This is a genomic window from Rhizobium sp. TAL182, assembly GCF_002117725.1.
Taxonomy (GTDB): domain Bacteria; phylum Pseudomonadota; class Alphaproteobacteria; order Rhizobiales; family Rhizobiaceae; genus Rhizobium; species Rhizobium esperanzae.
In genome coordinates, this window is the sequence record NZ_CP021024.1 from 4,233,092 (window position 1) to 4,251,809 (window position 18,718).

An 18,718-nucleotide genomic window follows, 5' to 3' on the forward strand; every position below is an offset into this window, starting at 1 on the left:
ACGACGCTTGAAGGCACCGCCCAATGACGCACCCGCATAGACCCAAAGGCTAAAAATGGCAATCCATTAATTTTGATGCAGCATTTTCAATCGTTTAGATAGTAAAATTCTTACGTAAACGTAAGACATTTTGTCACTGCATCGTTACTCTGCGGCGCGTTTCTCATGGTGCAGCGCAAGATATTCCGCGCTCCGCATCTCAAACAGGCGCGAGGCCGTGCGATCGAATTCAAAGCCCTCGGTGCCCCGCCGATGGACGAGCAGGTTCTCCGGCAATGCCGCCGCGGATATGTAAAGCCGCACGGCATGATCGTAGAGCGTATCGACCAGAATGATGAAACGCTTGATCTGGTTCCGCTTCTCCGGCCCGAGCAAGGGAACGTGATCGAGGAAGACCATATCGAAGCGTTCGGCGATGGCCAGGAAATCGGCCGCTCCATGCGGCTTCTCGCAAAGATCGGCGAAGGAGAACCGGGCCATCCGGTCGGCGGCAAGCGGCACGTGGATGGATCGCCCCTTCATCGGGATGTCGAGCGGCTGCGCCTTGCGCCCATGCAGCGCCTGCGTCCAGGATGCCTCCATCGCCATGTCGTTATGTTCGTTGATCGGAACGAGATAGACCGGCTGGCTGTTCAGCTTCTCCATCCGGTAATCGGTCGGCGAATCCAGGGTGACGACATCGACATGCTGTTTCAGCAGAGCGAGGAAGGGCAGGAACAGGCCGCGATTGAGCCCATCCTTGTAGAGATTGTCCGGTTCGACATTCGAGGTCGCGATCAGCACGCATCCCCGCGAAAAGAGCTCGGAAAACAGCCGCGACAGGATCATTGCATCGGCAATGTCGGTGACGGTGAACTCATCGAAGCAGAGCAATTCCGCTTCCTCGTAAAGCGCTGCGGCCACCGGCGGCATCGGATCGGCCTGCTTCGTCTCACCGTTCTTGAGCTTCTGCCGGTGGGCGGCGATGCGATTGTGCACATCCGCCATGAATTCGTGGAAATGCGCCCGGCGCTTCTTCTTGCACGGCGCCATCGAGAAGAACATGTCCATCAGCATCGTCTTGCCGCGTCCGACACTGCCGTGGATATAGAGCCCCTTGATGCCGCCTGCGGCTTTCTTCTTCGAGGCGAACAGCCAGCCCAGCGCGCTCGATTTCGCCGCCGGTCGTTGCTGTTTCAATCCAGCGAGCACCCGATCCAGGCTTTTGGCCACATCCATCTGGGCGGAATCGACCTGCAAAGCACCGGAAAGCGTCAGCGATTTAAGCTGTTCGCAGACGCTGAGCGCATAATCTGGCATTGGCTGCATAAGGGCATGTCCGCCTGTCGGTCATCGGTGGGGCGCCGCCGGATCGTTTACCGCGCCGGTTTGATTACCGCGCCGGTTAATTACCGGCTGAGGCTGATCGGCTGACCGGTATTCGTCTGGCCCTGGAAGCGATTGTCGGCCGTCTTGTAGACACTGCCGATCTGGTTGCCCGAACGATCCTTGAGCAGCACCTGCTTGCCCGCGACCTCCCAGGAGCCCATCGCCGTCAGCTCGCCGACGCAGCCGCGCGTGCCGCCACGCGAGCCGCTGCCGAGATTGGTGAGCGTCAGGAACATGTCACAGCTGCCGTTGACGCGCCAGCTTCCGACCATCGATTCCTTGGTGACGTCGAGCGCATTCGCAGCCATGGCGCCGGACTGTGCCCCAGGCATCGGTGCCGTCGCCGTCGGCGCGGCCGGAAACTGCGAGCTGCCGGTCGGCGGCGGAAGCTGGCCGCCCTGGACGGAGGGGACAGGCTGCGCCGTCAACGGCGCCGGCCCGGCGTTCGAGTTGGAGCTGTAATCATATGCCGTACGCTGACAACCGGCTAGCGCGAGAGCCACCACCAGACCTGTCATCGCATATCGCAACTGCATCATCATACTCCTGAATTCGGCTATCGCCGCAAAGAACGGGCGTGAGACAAGTTCGATTATCGTAATTCGCTTTGGTTAATCAAGTCGGGTTGCAGAAATTGCCCGTGACAACACCTAACCGAAAAACGATACAGTTCAACTGCCCTGCCGCAAAACTTCCTGCACATAGAATTTGTCAGCAAGGTGTTGCGCACGCTCATCTCTGCCAGGATTTCTGCCAAACTTCCGCAATGTCTCGGAATAGTGCTCGAACGAACTGCGCAGGAATAGCCACACCGGCTTCGCCGCGGTCTTGAAAATGTTGCCGCATAAGCCCGACATAATTTGCCGCAACCTTCCCGGCACCATGATGATCGGGAGACGGAAAGCGCCAGGCGCGGTTGCCGCTTTCGATCGCCAAACGGATGCGTGATTTCCGCGACGGCTCCGGGATCGAAGCCGTCCAGTCGAGTGGCATGCATACCAATCAGACCCGGCGCTCGACCATCATCTTCTTGATTTCGGCGATTGCCTTGGCCGGGTTGAGGCCCTTCGGGCAAGTCTGCGCGCAGTTCATGATCGTGTGGCAGCGGTAGAGGCGGAATGGATCCTCGAGGTTGTCGAGACGTTCGCCCGTCGCCTCGTCTCTGGAATCGATCAGCCAGCGATAGGCCTGCAGCAGAACGGCCGGACCGAGATAACGGTCGCCGTTCCACCAGTAGCTCGGACAGGAGGTCGAGCAGCAGGCGCAGAGGATGCATTCATAAAGACCGTCGAGCTTCTGCCGGTCCTCATGGCTTTGCTTCCATTCCTTGGCCGGCGTCGGCGACACCGTCTTCAGCCAGGGCTCGATTGAGCGATGCTGGGCGTAGAAGTTGCTGAGATCGGGCACCAGATCCTTGACGACAGGCAGATGCGGCAGCGGATAGATCTTCACCGCGCCCGTGATATCGTCGAGGCCCTTGGTGCAGGCAAGCGTGTTGGTGCCGTCGATGTTCATCGCGCAGGAACCGCAGATCCCTTCGCGACAGGAGCGGCGCAGCGTCAGCGTCGGGTCGATCTTGTTCTTGATGTAGAGCAAACCGTCGAGCACCATCGGGCCGCAATCGTCGACATCGATGTAGAAGGTGTCGATCGACGGATTCTGGCCGTCGTCCGGGCTCCAGCGGTAGACGCGGAATTCGCGCGTGTTGGTCGCACCGGCCGGCTTCGGCCAGACCTTGCCTTCGCGCATCTGGGAATTTTTGGGGAGAGCGAGTTCAACCATGCCAGGTTCCTCTTGATATCAGTAGACGCGCGCCTTCGGCTCGATCTTGTGCGGATCGATGCCTTCGGCGATCAGCTCGGTGTGAACAGGCCGGTAGTCGAGTTTCACCTCACCTGCCTCGCTCACCCAGGCGAGCGTATGCTTGCGCCAGTTGACGTCGTCGCGGCCGGAGAATGCGCCCTCGGTGTAATCCTCGCGGGCGTGCGAACCGCGGCTCTCCTTGCGGGCCTCGGCGCCGTAGATCGTCGTGATGGCGTTTGCCATCAGGTTCTGCAGCTCGAGCGTTTCCACGAGATCGGAGTTCCAGACCATCGACCGGTCGGTGACCTTGATGTCCTTCATTTCGCCCCAGATCGCCGAAATACGCTGGCAACCGGATTCCAGCGATTCCTGCGTGCGGAAGACGGCGGCGTCTTCCTGCATAGCGCGCTGCATCTTCTCGCGCAGCACAGCCGTCGGCGTGCCGCCGCTGGCGTGACGCAGGCCGTCGAAGCGGTCCATGATCTTGTCGCAGGCGGCCACGTTGAGATGCGGGATCGGCTCCGCGCGGTCGATCACCTCGCCGGCGCGGATCGCGGCGGCGCGGCCGAAGACCACGAGGTCGATCAGCGAGTTGGAGCCGAGGCGGTTGGCGCCGTGCACGGAGGCACAGCCGGCTTCACCCACAGCCATCAGGCCGGGGATGATCCGCTCCGGATTGGCGGCGTCGGCGTTCAGCACTTCGCCCCAGTAATTGGTGGGAATGCCGCCCATATTGTAATGCACGGTCGGCAGAACCGGGATCGGTTCGCGCGTGACGTCGACGCCAGCAAAAATCTTGGCGCTCTCGGAAATCCCCGGCAGGCGCTCATGCAGAACCGCCGGATCGAGATGGTCGAGATGCAGGAAGATGTGGTCCTTGTTCCTGCCGACGCCGCGGCCTTCGCGGATCTCCAGCGTCATGCAGCGCGAGACGACATCGCGCGAGGCAAGATCCTTGGCCGAAGGTGCATAACGCTCCATGAAGCGCTCACCCTCGGAGTTGACGAGGTAACCGCCTTCGCCGCGCGCACCTTCGGTGATCAGACAGCCCGAACCGTAGATGCCGGTCGGGTGGAACTGCACGAATTCCATGTCCTGAAGCGGCAGGCCGGCGCGTGCCACCATGCCGCCGCCGTCACCGGTGCAGGTATGGGCCGAGGTGGCCGAGAAATAGGCGCGGCCGTAGCCGCCGGTCGCCAGCACCACCATCTTTGCAGCGAAGCGATGGATCGTACCGTCATCGAGGCACCAGGCGACGACACCGGTGCAGCGGCTGCCGTCCTCAGACATGATCAGATCGAGCGCGAAATATTCGATGAAGAATTCGGCGTTGTTGCGCAGTGACTGGCCGTAGAGCGTATGCAGGATGGCATGGCCGGTACGGTCGGCAACGGCGCAGGTGCGCTGCACCGGCGGACCCTCGCCGTAATTCTGCATGTGGCCGCCGAACGGGCGCTGGTAGATCTTGCCCTCCTCGTTGCGCGAGAACGGCACGCCGTAATGCTCGAGCTCATAGACCGCCTTCGGCGCTTCCATGGTGAGATACTGCATGGCGTCAACGTCGCCGAGCCAGTCGGAACCCTTGACGGTGTCATAGAGATGCCACTGCCAGCTGTCCGGCGTCATGTTGCGCAGCGAGGCGGCGATGCCGCCCTGGGCCGCAACCGTATGCGAGCGGGTCGGGAACACCTTGGTGATGCAGGCGGTGCGGAAACCCTGCTCGGCCATGCCGAGCGTCGCGCGCAAGCCCGCGCCGCCGGCGCCGACGACGATCACGTCATAGGAGTGGTCGACATATTTGTAGGCCTTGCCGTTCTGGGCGGGTGAAGTCGGTGCCATGTCGAGCTTATCCTACGAATGCGATTTTCAGAATGGCGAAGAGACAGAGGCTGGCGATCACGATCGCAAAGAACGTGTTCAGCATCAGCAGAGCGATCTTGCCGAATTCGGCATGCACATAATCCTCGATGATCACCTGCATGCCGAGCTTCATATGGATGACGCCCGAGATCACCATCAATCCCATGACCACGGCGACAAAGGGGTTCGACAGGGCGCGAACCACATCCGCATAGGGCGCGCCGGCATAGGTGATCATGAAGATGACGAAGAAGAGGATCAACGGAATATTGGAGACGGCGGTCAGCCGCTGACGCCAGAAGTGACTTGTGCCTTCCTTGGCGGAGCCGAGCCCGCGAACCTTGCCGAGGGGGGTGCGCATATCCATGAGAGGACCTTCAGAAGCGAATGAGGAAGCCGATCGCCCAGACCAGCACGGTCAGACAGAGCGATCCGATGACGTTGGCGATGGCGAGCTTGGTCGAGACTTCCTTCTCGAAGCCGTGGCCGAGGTCCCACATGAGGTGGCGGAAACCGCCGAGCATGTGGTGCAGCAGTGCCCAGGTGTAGCCGAGCAGTACGAGCTTGCCGAGAAGGCTGCCGAGCACCCAGTTGGCCCAGTCGTAAGAGCTCTGGCCACTTGCCACCGCAATCAGCCACCAGGCGACGAGCAGCGTGCCGACGTAGAGCGCACCACCGGTGATGCGGTGGACGATCGACATGACCATGGTGGGAATAAGTTTATAGACTTGCAAATGCGGCGACAGGGGCCGGTTATTTGTCACGTTCGCCATCAGAACCTCGCGGCGGCTTCTATGCGCTCCCGGATTTCGGAGCATGCTCAGTCAACCACACGAATGACAAAATTCTCTGTGTGCGTTGCATCAATTGCGACGTTTACTCACCGGAAAGCCCGACGACAAGCACAATCGCTGTCAGCTTTTAATTTAATCGATTCGGGTTACCGCGAAGTTTGCGGGCGGGAGCAATTCCAGAAAAGCTGCGAAGAGATTTTCCGCCCGGAATTGCGTAAGAACAAAAGGTTAGAGCGGTTCTGCGCTTCGGCGAAAAGCTGAACCGCGCCCACGAAACTGGTCTTTTCGGCTCAATATTTATGCCGTTCTTCCCAGCCGCATGGACAAGCCACGGCTTTTGGCGCAATCTGGGCATTAACGATTTGTTAACGATCGGGAATTCCGGAGGCTGGCATCCATGTTTCGCAGTCTGTCTGCAGTCGCCCTGCTTGCGCTCGCCGCGCTTGTCGCCTTGCCTGCCGCCGCCGGCGAGCGCCGTTTCGATCATCGCTTCGGCGATCATCGTTTCCTTGGCCACCGCCACGCCTTGCACAACGGCTTGCTTCTCGGACAACGTCTCGGCTGGCGCGATCGCGGCATCCGTTTCGACAATGCCTATATTCGCCGACACGACAGGGGGCGGATGCCGTTCCTGAAACAGTTTTCGTCCCCCGCGACAAATCGTGTCGCCCGCAGCAGCCTGGTCATCTTCGCGCCCCAGCCGCCGGGTGCCGACAGCGGCGACACTTATGCCGGCTCCTATGCCTATCACATCGATGGCGGGACTTATGTCGGCGGCAGTGGCTACGGGTATTATCCGGCCGCACGGCTCGCGCCCCAGGCGCCAAAAGCGAAGGTCATCGACGTCGCCGTCCAGGACGATCCCTGCAGCTACGAGGCCAATGTCTGCGTGATCCGGCCTTAAGATCTTAAGCCGAAGCGCCAGACCGTCGTCTTCTTGATTTCGCTGTCCTCAAGCGCCCGCGTCACCGGTACCTGATAGGCCGCACAGAATTCCAGTTGTTCCCGTGGCAGATAGCTTCTCCCGGGATCGCCGACCAGAACCAATATGCCTTGCCCCGTCAGCCTCGTCAGCCAGGGAACGAGCGCTTCGGCGAAGGCACGGTCATAGAAGACGTCGCCGGCAAGCACGATATCGGCGTCGATATCCTGTCCGATCAGGTCGGCGCCGGTAAATCCGAGAAGAATGCCGTTGGCCTTGGCGTTCAGCCGGATCGCCGTCTCCGCCCAGGGATCGATATCGGCGGCCGTCACCTCACGCGCACCGGCCATCATCGCGGCAATGCCGACGAGGCCGGAGCCGCTGGCAAAATCCAGCACACGCTTGCCGCGCACCATCTCCGGGTGATCGAGGATGTAGCGCGCCAGTCCCTGCCCGCCCGCCCAGGCAAAAGCCCAGAAAGGCGGCGGCAGGCCGATCGCTTCCAGCTCCTCCTCCGTCTTCAGCCAGAGCTCATGCGCCTCGCTGGCAAGATGCAGCGAAATCTCCGGCACATGTGGCGGCGCCATCAGACTGGTATTGGCGCGGATGAAGGCTTCCGGATCGGTTTTCAACGCGGCGGATTGTCGAGCCCGCCCATGCGGCAGACTTCGGCCCATTCGTCATCGGTCACCGGCTGCACGGAAAGGCGCATGGAGGTGACGAGCGACATCTTGGCGAGCTTCGGGTTCGCCTTGACGTCCTTCAACGTCACCGGCTTCGGCATGTCCATGACGGCGCGGATATCGACGCAATCCCACTTCGGGTCGCCCTTGGCGGTGGAGTCGGGATGCGACAGCGCTGCGACTTCGACGATGCCGACGATCTCCAGCCCGTCATTAGAATGGTAGAAGAACCCTTTGTCGCCGATCTGCATCGCCCGCATGTTGTTGCGCGCCAGATAGTTGCGCACGCCGGTCCATTCCGTGCCCTTTTCGCCTGCGGCCTTTTGCTGCTCCCAGGACCAGGAGGCAGGTTCGGATTTATAGAGCCAATGCGCCATGCTCACGCCTCCGGCTTGTTGAAGACCCAGTTGAAGGGCTTGATATCGACGCTTTCGAACAAACCGGCCATGGCGTAAGGATCGGCATCGGCGAGCGCCTTTGCCTCTTGTGCCGTCTCCGCCTTGACAAGCACCAGACTGCCGCAGGCTTTGCCCTCGTCGTCAAGGAAAGGGCCGGCCATGGAGAGCTTGCCTTCGGCATTGAGCTTGTCGAGATAGGCAAGATGCGTCGGCCGCGTTTCTATGCGGACGTTCAGATGTCCCGGCTTGTCCTTGCAGAGCAGGGCGAAAAGCATGTCTATTCTCCTATTCGGTGGTGATTGGACGCGTCATCAACTGCTCGATGGCGTCCGATATATCGAGCCTGCCGTCGATGATGGCGGAAACGGCATCGGTGATCGGCATGCTGATCGAAAGCTCCGCGGCAAGCCGGGAGGCGACGGAAGCGGCAAACGCACCCTCCACCAGCGCGCCGTGCGCGGGATCGGTCTTTTCGCCGCGCCCGAGCGCAATGCCGAAACGCAGGTTCCGCGATTGATGGCTCGTCGCCGTCAGCACCAGATCGCCGAGACCGGAAAGTCCGCGCACCGTATCGGCCTGACCGCCTTTGGCCACGATGAAACGCGACATTTCCGCGAGACCACGGGCAATCAACGCCGCACGGGCGGATTCACCGATGCCGCGGCCTTCGACGATGCCGCAGGCGATCGCCAGTACATTCTTGAGCGCGCCGCCGAGCTGCACGCCGATGCGATCGGTGGAGGCATAGAGTCGGAAGGTCCGCCCGGAGATCGCCTGAGCGAGCCGCTCGGCCGTCTCCATGTCATCAGCCGCGATCGCCATCGCCGTCGGCAGTCCTTTGGCGATATCGGCGGCAAATCCCGGACCGGAGAGAACCGCAACCGGATGGTCCGGCAGTTCCCGCTCCAGCATGTCGGTCAAAAGATTGCCCGTCGTCCGCTCGATGCCCTTGGCGCAGGTGACGACAACGGCATCCTTCGACATATAGGGACCATATTGCCGCGCCGCATCGGCCTGCGCCTGCGAGGGCATCGCAAAAAGCACGATCGAGGCGTCGGCGACCGCCTCCGCCTCGGCGGAGAATTCGAGCGATTCCGGCAGGACAATGCCGGGCAGCACGGCATCATGCAGCCGTTCGCTCTTCAGATCGGCCATCAGCGATGGCTTGCGTCCGACGAGCGTCACGGCGCTGCGGCCGGCAAGGGCGATGACGGCGGCAAGTGCCGTCCCGAAAGCGCCCGATCCGATGACGACGATCTTTTCGCTCATGCCTTGGCTCCTCTCTTGCCAAAGCCGATCAGCGTTTCGGCATTGGCATCGAGCGGCCAGCGCGAACGCGGCTGCACGTCGAGTGTATCAGGCGCTACGCCCGTCGCCATGCGCTCGAGCCCCGCCCAGGCGATCATCACGGCATTGTCGGTGCAGAGGCTGAGCGGCGGCGCAATGAAGCGGAAGCCGTTCTTGTCGCAGAGCGCCTGCAGCGTCGCGCGCAGTTCGAGATTGGCGGCGACACCCCCCGCAACGACCAGCGCCGGCTTCTCGCCGGTCGTCGGGAACTCCCTCTTGAACCGCTGCAGGCCGCGGCCGATGCGGTCCTTCAGCGTGCGCGAAACCGCCCGCTGGAACGAGGCGCAAATATCAGCCACGTCCTGATCGCTGAGCGGCGCGATATCCTGCGCCGCCTGTCGCACCGCCGTCTTCAGACCGGAAAAGGAGAAATCGAGCCGCGCCTCGCCGACGAGCGGGCGCGGAAAATCGAAGCGATCGGCATTGCCGTCGCGCGCCATCCGCTCCACCGCCGGACCGCCGGGATAAGGCAGGCCGAGCAGCTTTGCCGTCTTGTCGAAAGCTTCGCCGAGCGCATCGTCGATCGTCGTGCCCCAACGTTCATACTGTCCGACACCGCGCACCAGGATCAGCTGGGTATGGCCGCCGGAGACCAGCAGCACCAGATAGGGAAAGGAGAGCCCGTCGGTCAGCCGCGCCGTCAGCGCATGGCCCTCGAGATGGTTGACCGCGTAGAGCGGTTTGCCGGCGCCCCTGGCGATCGCCTTGCCGGTCATCAATCCCACAAGCAGTCCGCCGATCAGGCCCGGCCCTGAAGTGGCGGCGATGGCGTCGACATCATCAAGCGACACATTGGCGCGCTTCAACGCCTGCTCGATCAGCTCGTCCAGCGCCTCGACATGGGCGCGCGCGGCGATCTCCGGCACCACGCCGCCATAGGCGCTGTGCTCATCGAGCTGGGAAAGCACGACATCCGACAGGACGTTGCAATGCCCCTCCGCATCGCGCTCGACGACGGCTGCGGCGGTCTCGTCGCAGCTTGTTTCGATGCCGAGGATGCGCAGAAAGGGAACCATGTGGCCTGTTCATTCATTGCGATGGAACGGAAACCCGTTTACGAGAATTCCGGTAACAACGGAACAGAGCGGATGCAAACAAAACCTTTCCGGATCGGCACGCGGGGCAGCCCGCTGGCGCTTGCCCAGGCGCATGAGGCCCGCGACAGGCTGATGGCGGCGCACAACCTGCCTGAAGAGATGTTCGAGATCGTCGTGCTGACCACCAGGGGCGACCGCATCACCGATCGGTCGCTGGCCGAGATCGGCGGCAAGGGTCTCTTCACCGAGGAGCTCGAACAGAAGCTTGTGTCAGGCGAGCTGGATTTTGCCGTGCACTCCGCCAAGGACATTCCGACGCATCTGCCGGACGGCCTTCACCTGTCTGCCTATCTGCCGCGCGAGGATATCCGCGACGCCGTCGTCGGCCGCACCGCGCGCAAGCTCATTGACCTGCCGCATGGCGCCACCGTCGGCTCTTCGTCGCTGCGCCGCCAGGCGCTGATCCGCCGCATGCGGCCCGACATCAACGTCATCACCTTCCGCGGCTCGGTCGAAACCCGCCTGCGCAAGCTCGATGAGGGTCAGGTTGACGCGACCCTGCTGGCGCTGGCCGGCCTGAAACGCCTCGGCAAGGTCGAGGTGATCACCGATGTCCTCGACCCCGACACCTTCCCGCCGGCGCCGGCGCAGGGGGCGATCTGCATCGAAAGCCGCGTCGGCGACACAAAAATCGATGACCTGCTGGCGGCGGTCAACGATGCCACGACCTTCGACTCCGTCTCTTGCGAGCGCGCCTTCCTCGCTGCTCTCGACGGCTCCTGCCGCACACCGATCGCCGGCTATGCCGTCTGCGAGGGCGACCTGATTCGATTCTCCGGCCTGATCCTCACGCCCGACGGCCGCAGCCAGCATGCGGTGACGACCGACGGCCACCGCCGCGATGCGGCCGCACTCGGCACCCGCGCCGGCCAGGACGTGCGCGCAAGAGCCGGCAGTACCTTCTTCGACGACTGGCACTGAAGCGGCCATGCGTGTGCTCGTCACCCGCCCCGCGCATTCAGCGACAAGAACAGCACAACGTCTGCGCGATATGGGCCACGAGCCGCTGCTGCTGCCGCTGCGCCGGCCACGGCACGACAGTGCCGCAGCTGCAGGCGCACTCGAAGCCACCAGCGGCGCGATCGCGGTGACCAGCGCCGAAGCCGTCAGGGTCGTGTCCGCGCTCGGCGAGAAACTTCGTCCGCATCTTCTCCGTCCGCTGTTTGCGGTCGGCGAGATGACCGCGCAAGAGGCGCGCCGTCTCGGTTTCCGCTCGGTCGCCGCGTCCGCAGGCAACGGCCGCGATCTCGCCGATCTCGTCGCCGCACAGACAACAGAAGAGTTACTCTACCTCGCCGGCATGCCGCGCGCCGAAACGTTCGAAACAAGATTGCGCCAACTCGGGATCTGCTTTTCGGTCGCCGAATGCTATCGCATGACGCCGGTTGCTCCGAGCCCGACTGAGATCGAAGCTCTCTTTTCCGGCGGCCGCCCTGACGCCGTTCTCTTCTATTCCCGGCAGACGGTGGAAGATTTTTTTCACTTGGCGGAGCTGCGATCAGCCCTGTCGGAACACCGCGAAATCCGCCTTCTCTGCCTGAGCGAAGCAGTGGCGCAGGCCATTCCGATGTCCCTGAAAAAAACCGTGGCGATTTCGTCCATGCCGGATGAGCAAAGTCTTTTGTCGCTGCTTTGAATGCTTTAGCCGCCCAAATTTGATCTAACCTCTTCCCTTAATTGGCATCACTGTCTAGTTTCGTTGCAATGCAGGATAAAGAGGACCTCATGGTATCGGGAAACCCGCCACGCCATTCGAAGAGCGCCGATGAGCCGGTCACGATCGACCTCGATGCGCAGGACTTCGCCTCCGAAGCCGATACCGAAAAGCCGGTGAACAATGATTCCGGCGACGCCGATAGCCCCCCTGCGGATCTCGGTCCGCCGCCCGAAACCGAAGCGGCGTCGCAGCCTGAACCTGAAAACAAGCCCGAATCGGAGCCGGAGGAGGAAGAGGAGACGCCGGCAGCCGCCGAACCGTCCTCCACGCCCCCTGCCGAACAGCCCGCTCCGCGGGGCGCCAGCACCTCCGGTCTTATCGCCGCCGGCATTTTCGGCGGCCTCGTGGCGCTGCTTGGTGCAGGCGTCATTCAATATGCCGGTTACCTCCCCGGTTCCTCCGCACCTGAGACCTCCTCGCCCGAGATCGCCGATCTCTCCGGCGAGATCGACGGCTTGAAACAGACCGTCGCCAACCTTGCCGCCAATCCCGCAGGCGCGGGCGACGGCGCGCTTGAGACGCGGGTCGCCGCGTTGGAAACGGCTGCGAAGAACCCCGCGGCGGCGCCGTCGGCCGATCCTGCAAATGTCGAGGCGCTCAACCAGAAGATTGCAGAGCTGAGCAGTCAGGTCGACCAGTTGCGCTCGACACTTGCGCAGTCCTCCGACCAGCAGACGAGCAGCGCCGCCGATATCGACAAGCGCCTCGCCGAGGCCGAAAAGAAACTCAACGAGCCGCGCGAGGATGTTGCCGTCGCGCGGGCGATCGCGGCAGCCGCCCTGAAGGCAGCGATCGATCGTGGCGGGCCGTTCCTGGCCGAACTCGACACCTTCGCCGGCGTCGCGCCCGACGATCCTGCCGTCACCGACCTGCGTGGCTTTGCCGAGACAGGCGTTCCCTCGCGCGCCGAACTGATGCGCCAGGTTCCCGACGTTGCGACCACAATCGTCGAAACCGTCAACCAGCCGGACCCGAACCAGAGCTGGTCGGACCGGCTGATGGCGAGCGCGAAATCGCTGGTCAAGGTCCGTCCGGTCGGCAATATCGAAGGTGAGAGCGTCGAAGCGATCGCCGCCCGCCTGGAGGACAAGGTGAAGAACGGCGATCTGCCCGGCGCTTCCGCCGAATGGAACGCTCTACCGGCCCCCGGCAAGCAGGCGTCCGCCGCCTTCAAACAGTCTCTGGAGGCGCGCATCCGTGTCGAGGAGCTGGTTGGCGGGGCGCTGTCGAAAGCGGTTTCCGGCACAGGCAAGGAAGGATAAGACCATGCTGATCCGTCTTGTCGTCTTCGCCCTCTTCGTGTTGGCTCTCGCCTACGGCTTCTCCTGGTTCGCCGATCGTCCCGGCGACATCTCGCTGATCTGGGAGGGCCAGATCTACCAGACCAAGCTGATCGTCGCCGTCAGCGCGATCATCGCCCTCATCGCCGCCGTGATGATCGCCTGGTGGTTCGTTCGCCTGGTCTGGACTTCGCCGCATTCGGTGACCCGCTATTTCCGTGCCCGCAAGCGCGACCGCGGCTATCAGGCGCTGTCGACCGGCCTGATCGCCGCCGGCGCAGGCAATGCATTACTTGCCCGCAAGATGGCCGCTCGCTCGCGCGGCCTCATCCGCGCCGATCAGGAGCCGCTAATCAACCTGCTCGAGGCTCAGGCCGCGCTGATCGAAGGCCGCCATGACGAAGCGCGCGCCAAATTCGAGGCCATGGCCAATGACCCGGAAACACGGGAGCTTGGCCTGCGCGGCCTCTATCTCGAAGCCCGCCGCCTCGGAGCCAACGAGGCCGCCCGCCAATATGCCGAAAAGGCCGCCGACAATGCCCCTTATCTGCCCTGGGCCGCCCAGGCGACTCTCGAATATCGCAGCCAAGCCGGCCGTTGGGACGATGCGATCCGTCTGCTCGAGCAACAGAAGGCCGCCCGCGTCGTCGAAAAACCCGAGGCCAACCGCCTGCACGCCGTGCTCCTGACGGCACGCGCCGCCGAGAAGCTGGAAGGCAACCCGGCCGGCGCCCGCGACGACGCCCTGCAGGCGCTGAAGTTCGCCGCCGATTTCGTTCCGGCCGCTCTCATTGCCGCAAAGGCACTGTTCCGCGAAGGCGGTCTGCGCAAGGCCGCTTCGATCCTCGAACAGGTGTGGAAATCGGCGCCTCATCCCGAGATTGGCCAGACCTATGTCAGAGCCCGCAGCGGCGATTCCAAGCTCGACCGGCTGAAGCGCGCCGAGCGGCTGGAAACGATGCGCCCGAACAATGTCGAATCTCTTCTCATCGTCGCCCAGGCGGCGCTCGACGCGCAGGAATTCGCCAAGGCGCGCGCCAAGGCGGAAGCGGCGGCGCGTATTGAGCCGCGTGAAGCCGCCTTCCTGCTGCTCGCCGACATCGAGGAAGCCGAGTCCGGCGACCAGGGCCGCGTGCGCCACTGGCTGGCCCAGGCACTGAAAGCCCCGCGCGATCCCGCCTGGGTGGCGGATGGTTTCGTCTCCGACAAATGGCTGCCGGTGTCGCCGGTCACGGGTCGTCTCGACGCCTTCGAATGGAAGGCGCCCTTCGGTCAGATCGAGGGGCCGCTTGAAGACGGGTCGGCGCCCGCCTCGATCGAAAACGCCCTGAAGACCCTGCCGCCGCTGCGTGACGTCAAGCCGGAAAGCCCGGTCAACGATCACCGCATCATTGAGCTGGAGCGCGCCGCGACGATCGCCGAGGCCGTGCGCCCCGCGCCGGCGCCGGCAAAGCCGAAACCCGTCGAACCGGCCGCCGGCGACAAAGCGCCGGTACCGAACGAAGCAAAGCCTTTCTTTGGCGGACTGCCGGACGATCCCGGCGTTCGCGATTCCAGGGCGGAACCGGAACCCAAGACCCGGCTTCGCCTTTTCTGAAATGGAACGAAAACCGCATGTTCGAACGCTTTCAGGCATTCTTTCAGAAGCTCACCGCCGACCGCCCGAAGAAAGGCTTTGCTCCCGATGACCCGCGCATCGCAGTGGCAGCGCTGTGCATGCAGGTCATGGAGGCCGACGGTCAGATCAAGGCCAGTGAAAAGAAGCGGCTGCGCAAGCTCTTGAAGGAGCAGTATTCGCTCGACAGCAAGCAGCTCGATGCTTTGATGGCCGCCGGCCTCGAAGCCGAAAGCTCCGCCGTCGACTACTATCGCTTCACCGCCGACCTGAAACGCCATCTCGATACCGAGCAACGGCTGGAGCTGATCGGCATTCTCTGGGACATCGTTTACGCCGATGGCGAGCGCAGCGAGATGGAAGACCATGTCATCTGGCGTATCGCCGATCTGCTCGGGGTCTCCTCACGCGAACGCATCCAGAAGCGGCAGGAGGCGGCCGCCAGGGTCACGGATATCCAGGTTGCGCAAGATGATGCCGACTGAGCAAAATCCGGACCGCGACCGGCGACCGATCCTTATCGTCCTGCATCAGGAGCGGTCCAGTGCCGGCCGTGTCGGGCAATTGCTGGTCGAAAAAGGCTACTGCCTCGACATCCGTCGCCCGGTCCTCGGCGATCCGCTTCCGGCGACGCTCGCAGATCATGCCGGCGCCGTCGTCTTCGGCGGACCGATGAGCGCCAACGATCCGGATGACTTCATCAAGAAGGAGATCGACTGGATCGAGGTCCCGCTACGGGAAAAACGCCCTTTTCTCGGCATCTGCCTCGGTGCCCAGATGCTGGTGCGTCATCTCGGCGGCAAGGTGCAGCCGAATGCCGACGGCTCGACGGAGATCGGCTGGTACCCGCTGCACCCGACCGAGAAGGGCCGCCTGCTGATGCACTGGCCGAAGATGGTCTATCATTTTCACCGCGAAGGTTTCGAGCTGCCACACGGCGCCGATCTGCTCGCCGAAGGCGATGCCTACCCGAACCAGGCCTTCCATTACGACGGCAACGCCTGGGGCCTGCAGTTCCATGCCGAGCTCACCCGGGTGATGATGCATCGCTGGGTCGTGCACGGCGCGCACCGCTTCATTCTGCCGAACGCCCAGCAGGGCCGCGAACACCTCGAAGGCCGCATGCTGTTCGACGCGCCGCTGAGAGCCTGGCTGACAGAATTCCTCGATCTCGTCTTTGAGGGAAAGTCGGCGAAGGCGACACCGTCTATTACTCTGCACGCATAATCCCGTTTAGCGGTCAGGCGGGCGCGTCGAGCGTGTCGATCCGGCGCAGCTTCGGGAAACTGGAAGCCCAGATCGCCGCAACCGCCAGAGTTCCGATCCCGCCGATGATGACTGCCGGCACAGCACCGAAGACCGATGCCATCGTGCCCGCCCTGAACTCTCCAAGTTCGTTCGAAGCGCCGACAAAGACCATGTTGACCGCATTGACCCGGCCGCGGAGCTGATCCGGCGTCCAGAGCGCGATCAGGCTCTCGCGCACATAGACCGACACCATATCGGCCGCGCCCATCAGCGCAAGGGCCGCGATCGAAATTTCGGTATTGGTCGAGGCGCCGAAGATGATGGTGCCGACACCGAACAGGGCAACGCCGATGAACATGTAGAGGCCGGCGCGGTGTTTCAGCGGGTAGGCGGCGAGGAAGATCGCCATGACGATAGCCCCAAGGCCCGGTGCTGCGCGCAGCAATCCAAGGCCCCAGGGGCCAAGCGTCAGAATATCGCGGGCGAAGATCGGCATCAGCGCAGTGGCGCCGCCGAGCAGAACGGCGAAGAGATCGAGCGAGATCGCGCCGAGCACCACTTTTTCCGCACGGATGAAACTGAAGCCGCCGAGAATCATCGCCCAGCTCTTGGCCTCACCCGTCGTCTTCTGTTCCGGCTTCGGGATCATGAAGAGAAGAGCCGCCCCGAGGATGGAAAAGATGACCGCCACCGTATAGGCGGTGGTCGCGCTGACCCCGTAGAGCAGGCCGCCGATAACAGGCCCGGTGATCGCCGCTAGCTGCCAGGACGATGAATTCCAGGCGATCGCATTGGAAAGGGCGTGCTCGGGCACGAGATTGGGTGCGAGAGACTGCACTGCCGGCGACATGAAGGCACGCTCGATCCCGAAAATAAGGAGCACCGCAAAGACCGGCCAGGGCGCGAAGGTCTCCGTCGCCGTCATGATCAGCAGCGCCAGCGTGCAGAGCGCGCTTACCAGAGAGCAAAGAGCGGCGATGGCCCGGCGATTGTGCCGATCGGCGACCGAACCGGTGACGAGGATGAGCAGCAGCGACGGCAGGAACTGCACGAGACCGATCAGGCCGAGATAGATCGCCTTGCCGGTCTGGTCGTACATCTGCCAGCCGACGGCGACGCTGACGATCTGCTGCGAGAAGGAAAGCAGAAAGCGCGCGAAGAAGAAGCGCGTGTAGGACGAATGCCGAAACGCGGCGAAACGGTCTCCGGTGGGCGAAAACGACATGGGCCTTGTCCGAGGAAGCGGGCGCCGGAATGGCTGCGAGGCCGCCCGTTAAACATGATCTGCCATGCGTTTCGACACGGCACTTGCCCGTTTAGTCGCCAATGTCTACATGTCTGTCAACAACCAATTGGAGACGACGATGTTTGCCTTGTTTCAAACCATTGATTTGGTTTTGAATATTTACACCTGGATACTGATTGCCAGTGCCGTTTTCTCCTGGCTCTATGCGTTTAACGTCATCAATTCCAGCAACCAGTTCGTCAATTCGGTCGGCATGTTCCTCTACAATGTCACCGAACCCGCGCTGAAGCCGATCCGCCGTCTGCTGCCGAATCTCGGCGGCATCGATATTTCGCCGATCATCCTGCTGGTGATCATCTTCTTCCTGCGTACCTTCCTTTGGACCACGCTATACCCGCTGGTCGCTTGAGCCCTCCCTGGAGATTTTCCGGCGATCACTTGCGCCTGGCCGTTCGGTTGACGCCGAATGGCGGGCGTGACGCGATCGATGGCATCGAGGAGGATGGCGACGGCGAGACCCTGTTGAAGGCGCGCGTCACATCAGTGCCCGAGAAGGGCAAGGCCAACAAGGCGCTGATCCTGCTGATCGCCCGGTCGCTGCGCATTCCGAAATCCAGCATCAGCCTCGTCTCCGGCGAGACGGCGCGCAAAAAAATCCTCCGGATCGAGGGCGACCCGGAGGATTTGGTAAAAAAGCTCGAAGCGCTATTAGGCTGAGGGGTCAGCCCTTCGCCTTCTTGGCCCGCTCGACAGCTTCGATGATGAGCTGGCCGGCTTCCTTGGAATCGCCCCAGCCGAAGATCTTCACCCACTTGCCGGGCTCCAGATCCTTGTAGTGTTCGAAGAAATGCTCGATCTGCTTCAGCGTGATCTCCGGAAGATCGGTAAAGTTCTTCACCTTCTCATAGCGCAGCGTCAGCTTCGGCGACGGCACGGCGATGATCTTCTCGTCCTTGCCGGAATTGTCTTCCATCTTCAGGACGCCGATTGGACGGACGTTGATGACGCAGCCCGGAACCAGCGGCCGGGTGCTGGCGATCAGCACGTCGATCGGGTCGCCATCTTCAGACAGCGTGTGCGGTACGAAACCGTAATTGCCCGGATAGGTCATCGGCGTGTAGAGGAAACGATCGACGACCAGCGTGCCGGCCTCCTTGTCCATTTCATACTTGATCGGATGACCGCCAACAGGAACCTCGACGATAACGTTGACGTCTTCAGGTGGATTGTTACCGATTGAAATGGCGTCGATGCGCATAGGATACTCCCGCGGGGTTGAATTGCTCGAAGCCAGATAATCAGTTTCATCTCGCAACGCAACACGGCAGATCACCGATGCG

Annotated in this window: 22 protein-coding genes; 9 read left to right on the forward strand and 13 right to left on the reverse strand. The window is 62.5% G+C overall.

The window, feature by feature from the left end; genetic code table 11:
- Positions 1 to 144: 144 nt before the first annotated feature.
- From zapE to sdhC, 6 genes are all read right to left on the reverse strand, one after another.
- Entirely contained in the window at positions 145 to 1,308 is a 1,164-nt protein-coding gene (gene zapE, locus Tal182_RS21050; RefSeq protein ID WP_085860631.1) for a cell division protein ZapE, read from the reverse strand.
- Positions 1,309 to 1,388: 80 nt separating this feature from the next.
- Positions 1,389 to 1,904 carry a protease inhibitor Inh/omp19 family protein gene (locus Tal182_RS21055; protein WP_064805435.1) on the reverse strand — a complete coding sequence of 172 codons (516 nt, stop codon included), beginning with the start codon at positions 1,902 to 1,904 and terminating at the stop codon, positions 1,389 to 1,391.
- A gap of 466 nt (positions 1,905 to 2,370) precedes the next feature.
- Entirely contained in the window at positions 2,371 to 3,150 is a 780-nt protein-coding gene (locus Tal182_RS21065; protein ID WP_011427088.1) for a succinate dehydrogenase iron-sulfur subunit, read from the reverse strand.
- A gap of 18 nt (positions 3,151 to 3,168) precedes the next feature.
- Positions 3,169 to 5,010, reverse strand: a complete 1,842-nt coding sequence (gene sdhA / locus Tal182_RS21070; RefSeq protein ID WP_085860633.1) for a succinate dehydrogenase flavoprotein subunit — start codon at positions 5,008 to 5,010, stop codon at positions 3,169 to 3,171.
- A 7-nt stretch (positions 5,011 to 5,017) separates the two neighbouring features.
- The gene (gene sdhD / locus Tal182_RS21075; protein ID WP_064805439.1) at positions 5,018 to 5,398 is read right to left on the reverse strand and encodes a succinate dehydrogenase, hydrophobic membrane anchor protein; all 381 of its coding nucleotides are present in this window, start codon (positions 5,396 to 5,398) and stop codon (positions 5,018 to 5,020) included.
- Between the two features lie 10 nt (positions 5,399 to 5,408).
- Positions 5,409 to 5,804 (reverse strand): succinate dehydrogenase, cytochrome b556 subunit, encoded by a 396-nt coding sequence (gene sdhC, locus Tal182_RS21080; protein WP_085860634.1) that lies wholly within the window; start codon positions 5,802 to 5,804, stop codon positions 5,409 to 5,411.
- A 418-nt stretch (positions 5,805 to 6,222) separates the two neighbouring features.
- On the opposite strand from sdhC, the gene Tal182_RS21085 reads away from it, so the two are divergent.
- Positions 6,223 to 6,729 (forward strand): hypothetical protein, encoded by a 507-nt coding sequence (locus Tal182_RS21085; RefSeq protein WP_085860635.1) that lies wholly within the window; start codon positions 6,223 to 6,225, stop codon positions 6,727 to 6,729.
- On the opposite strand, the gene Tal182_RS21090 is transcribed toward Tal182_RS21085, so the two are convergent.
- Genes Tal182_RS21090 through tsaD form a run of 5 tightly spaced genes read right to left on the reverse strand, consistent with a single transcriptional unit; the run spans position 6,726 to position 10,191 of the window.
- Positions 6,726 to 7,379 carry a methyltransferase gene (locus Tal182_RS21090; RefSeq protein WP_064805444.1) on the reverse strand — a complete coding sequence of 218 codons (654 nt, stop codon included), beginning with the start codon at positions 7,377 to 7,379 and terminating at the stop codon, positions 6,726 to 6,728. The genes Tal182_RS21085 and Tal182_RS21090 overlap by 4 nt on opposite strands.
- Positions 7,376 to 7,807, reverse strand: coding sequence for an EVE domain-containing protein (locus tag Tal182_RS21095; protein ID WP_064805446.1), 432 nt, complete (start codon positions 7,805 to 7,807; stop codon positions 7,376 to 7,378). The genes Tal182_RS21090 and Tal182_RS21095 overlap by 4 nt, the downstream gene beginning before the upstream one ends.
- Before the next feature lie 2 nt (positions 7,808 to 7,809).
- Entirely contained in the window at positions 7,810 to 8,103 is a 294-nt protein-coding gene (locus Tal182_RS21100) for a YciI-like protein (RefSeq protein WP_064805448.1), read from the reverse strand.
- Between the two features lie 10 nt (positions 8,104 to 8,113).
- Positions 8,114 to 9,097 carry an NAD(P)H-dependent glycerol-3-phosphate dehydrogenase gene (locus Tal182_RS21105; RefSeq protein ID WP_064805450.1) on the reverse strand — a complete coding sequence of 328 codons (984 nt, stop codon included), beginning with the start codon at positions 9,095 to 9,097 and terminating at the stop codon, positions 8,114 to 8,116.
- Complete coding sequence (tsaD, locus tag Tal182_RS21110) at positions 9,094 to 10,191, reverse strand: tRNA (adenosine(37)-N6)-threonylcarbamoyltransferase complex transferase subunit TsaD (RefSeq protein WP_085860636.1); 1,098 nt, start codon at positions 10,189 to 10,191, stop codon at positions 9,094 to 9,096. Before tsaD ends, Tal182_RS21105 begins: the two co-directional genes overlap by 4 nt.
- Positions 10,192 to 10,263: 72 nt before the next feature.
- On the opposite strand from tsaD, the gene hemC reads away from it, so the two are divergent.
- The 6 genes from hemC (at position 10,264) to Tal182_RS21140 (ending at position 16,111) form a co-directional block, all read left to right on the forward strand.
- The gene (gene hemC, locus Tal182_RS21115) at positions 10,264 to 11,193 is read left to right on the forward strand and encodes a hydroxymethylbilane synthase (RefSeq protein WP_085860637.1); all 930 of its coding nucleotides are present in this window, start codon (positions 10,264 to 10,266) and stop codon (positions 11,191 to 11,193) included.
- Positions 11,194 to 11,200: 7 nt separating this feature from the next.
- Positions 11,201 to 11,908: a uroporphyrinogen-III synthase gene (locus Tal182_RS21120; protein WP_064811511.1), complete on the forward strand. Its 708-nt coding sequence runs from the start codon at positions 11,201 to 11,203 to the stop codon at positions 11,906 to 11,908.
- 68 nt (positions 11,909 to 11,976) lie between these two features.
- Entirely contained in the window at positions 11,977 to 13,251 is a 1,275-nt protein-coding gene (locus tag Tal182_RS21125; RefSeq protein ID WP_170965839.1) for a COG4223 family protein, read from the forward strand.
- Between the two features lie 4 nt (positions 13,252 to 13,255).
- Positions 13,256 to 14,866, forward strand: coding sequence for a heme biosynthesis protein HemY (locus Tal182_RS21130; RefSeq protein WP_085860639.1), 1,611 nt, complete (start codon positions 13,256 to 13,258; stop codon positions 14,864 to 14,866).
- A gap of 17 nt (positions 14,867 to 14,883) precedes the next feature.
- Positions 14,884 to 15,369 (forward strand): TerB family tellurite resistance protein, encoded by a 486-nt coding sequence (locus Tal182_RS21135; protein ID WP_085860640.1) that lies wholly within the window; start codon positions 14,884 to 14,886, stop codon positions 15,367 to 15,369.
- Positions 15,356 to 16,111, forward strand: coding sequence for a glutamine amidotransferase (locus Tal182_RS21140; RefSeq protein WP_085861014.1), 756 nt, complete (start codon positions 15,356 to 15,358; stop codon positions 16,109 to 16,111). Before Tal182_RS21135 ends, Tal182_RS21140 begins: the two co-directional genes overlap by 14 nt.
- A 13-nt stretch (positions 16,112 to 16,124) precedes the next feature.
- On the opposite strand, the gene Tal182_RS21145 is transcribed toward Tal182_RS21140, so the two are convergent.
- On the reverse strand, positions 16,125 to 17,357 hold the full coding sequence (locus tag Tal182_RS21145; protein ID WP_064805464.1) for an MFS transporter: 1,233 nt from the start codon (positions 17,355 to 17,357) through the stop codon (positions 16,125 to 16,127).
- A 139-nt stretch (positions 17,358 to 17,496) separates the two neighbouring features.
- Here Tal182_RS21145 and Tal182_RS21150 point away from each other — a divergent pair, with 139 nt between their 5' ends.
- Positions 17,497 to 17,787 carry a YggT family protein gene (locus tag Tal182_RS21150; protein ID WP_011427104.1) on the forward strand — a complete coding sequence of 97 codons (291 nt, stop codon included), beginning with the start codon at positions 17,497 to 17,499 and terminating at the stop codon, positions 17,785 to 17,787.
- Complete coding sequence (locus tag Tal182_RS21155; RefSeq protein ID WP_064811515.1) at positions 17,784 to 18,095, forward strand: DUF167 domain-containing protein; 312 nt, start codon at positions 17,784 to 17,786, stop codon at positions 18,093 to 18,095. Before Tal182_RS21150 ends, Tal182_RS21155 begins: the two co-directional genes overlap by 4 nt.
- Positions 18,096 to 18,099: 4 nt before the next feature.
- Here the strand turns inward: Tal182_RS21155 and ppa are convergent, their stop codons facing one another.
- Positions 18,100 to 18,636 (reverse strand): inorganic diphosphatase, encoded by a 537-nt coding sequence (gene ppa / locus Tal182_RS21160; RefSeq protein ID WP_085860641.1) that lies wholly within the window; start codon positions 18,634 to 18,636, stop codon positions 18,100 to 18,102.
- Between the last annotated feature and the right edge of the window lie 82 nt (positions 18,637 to 18,718).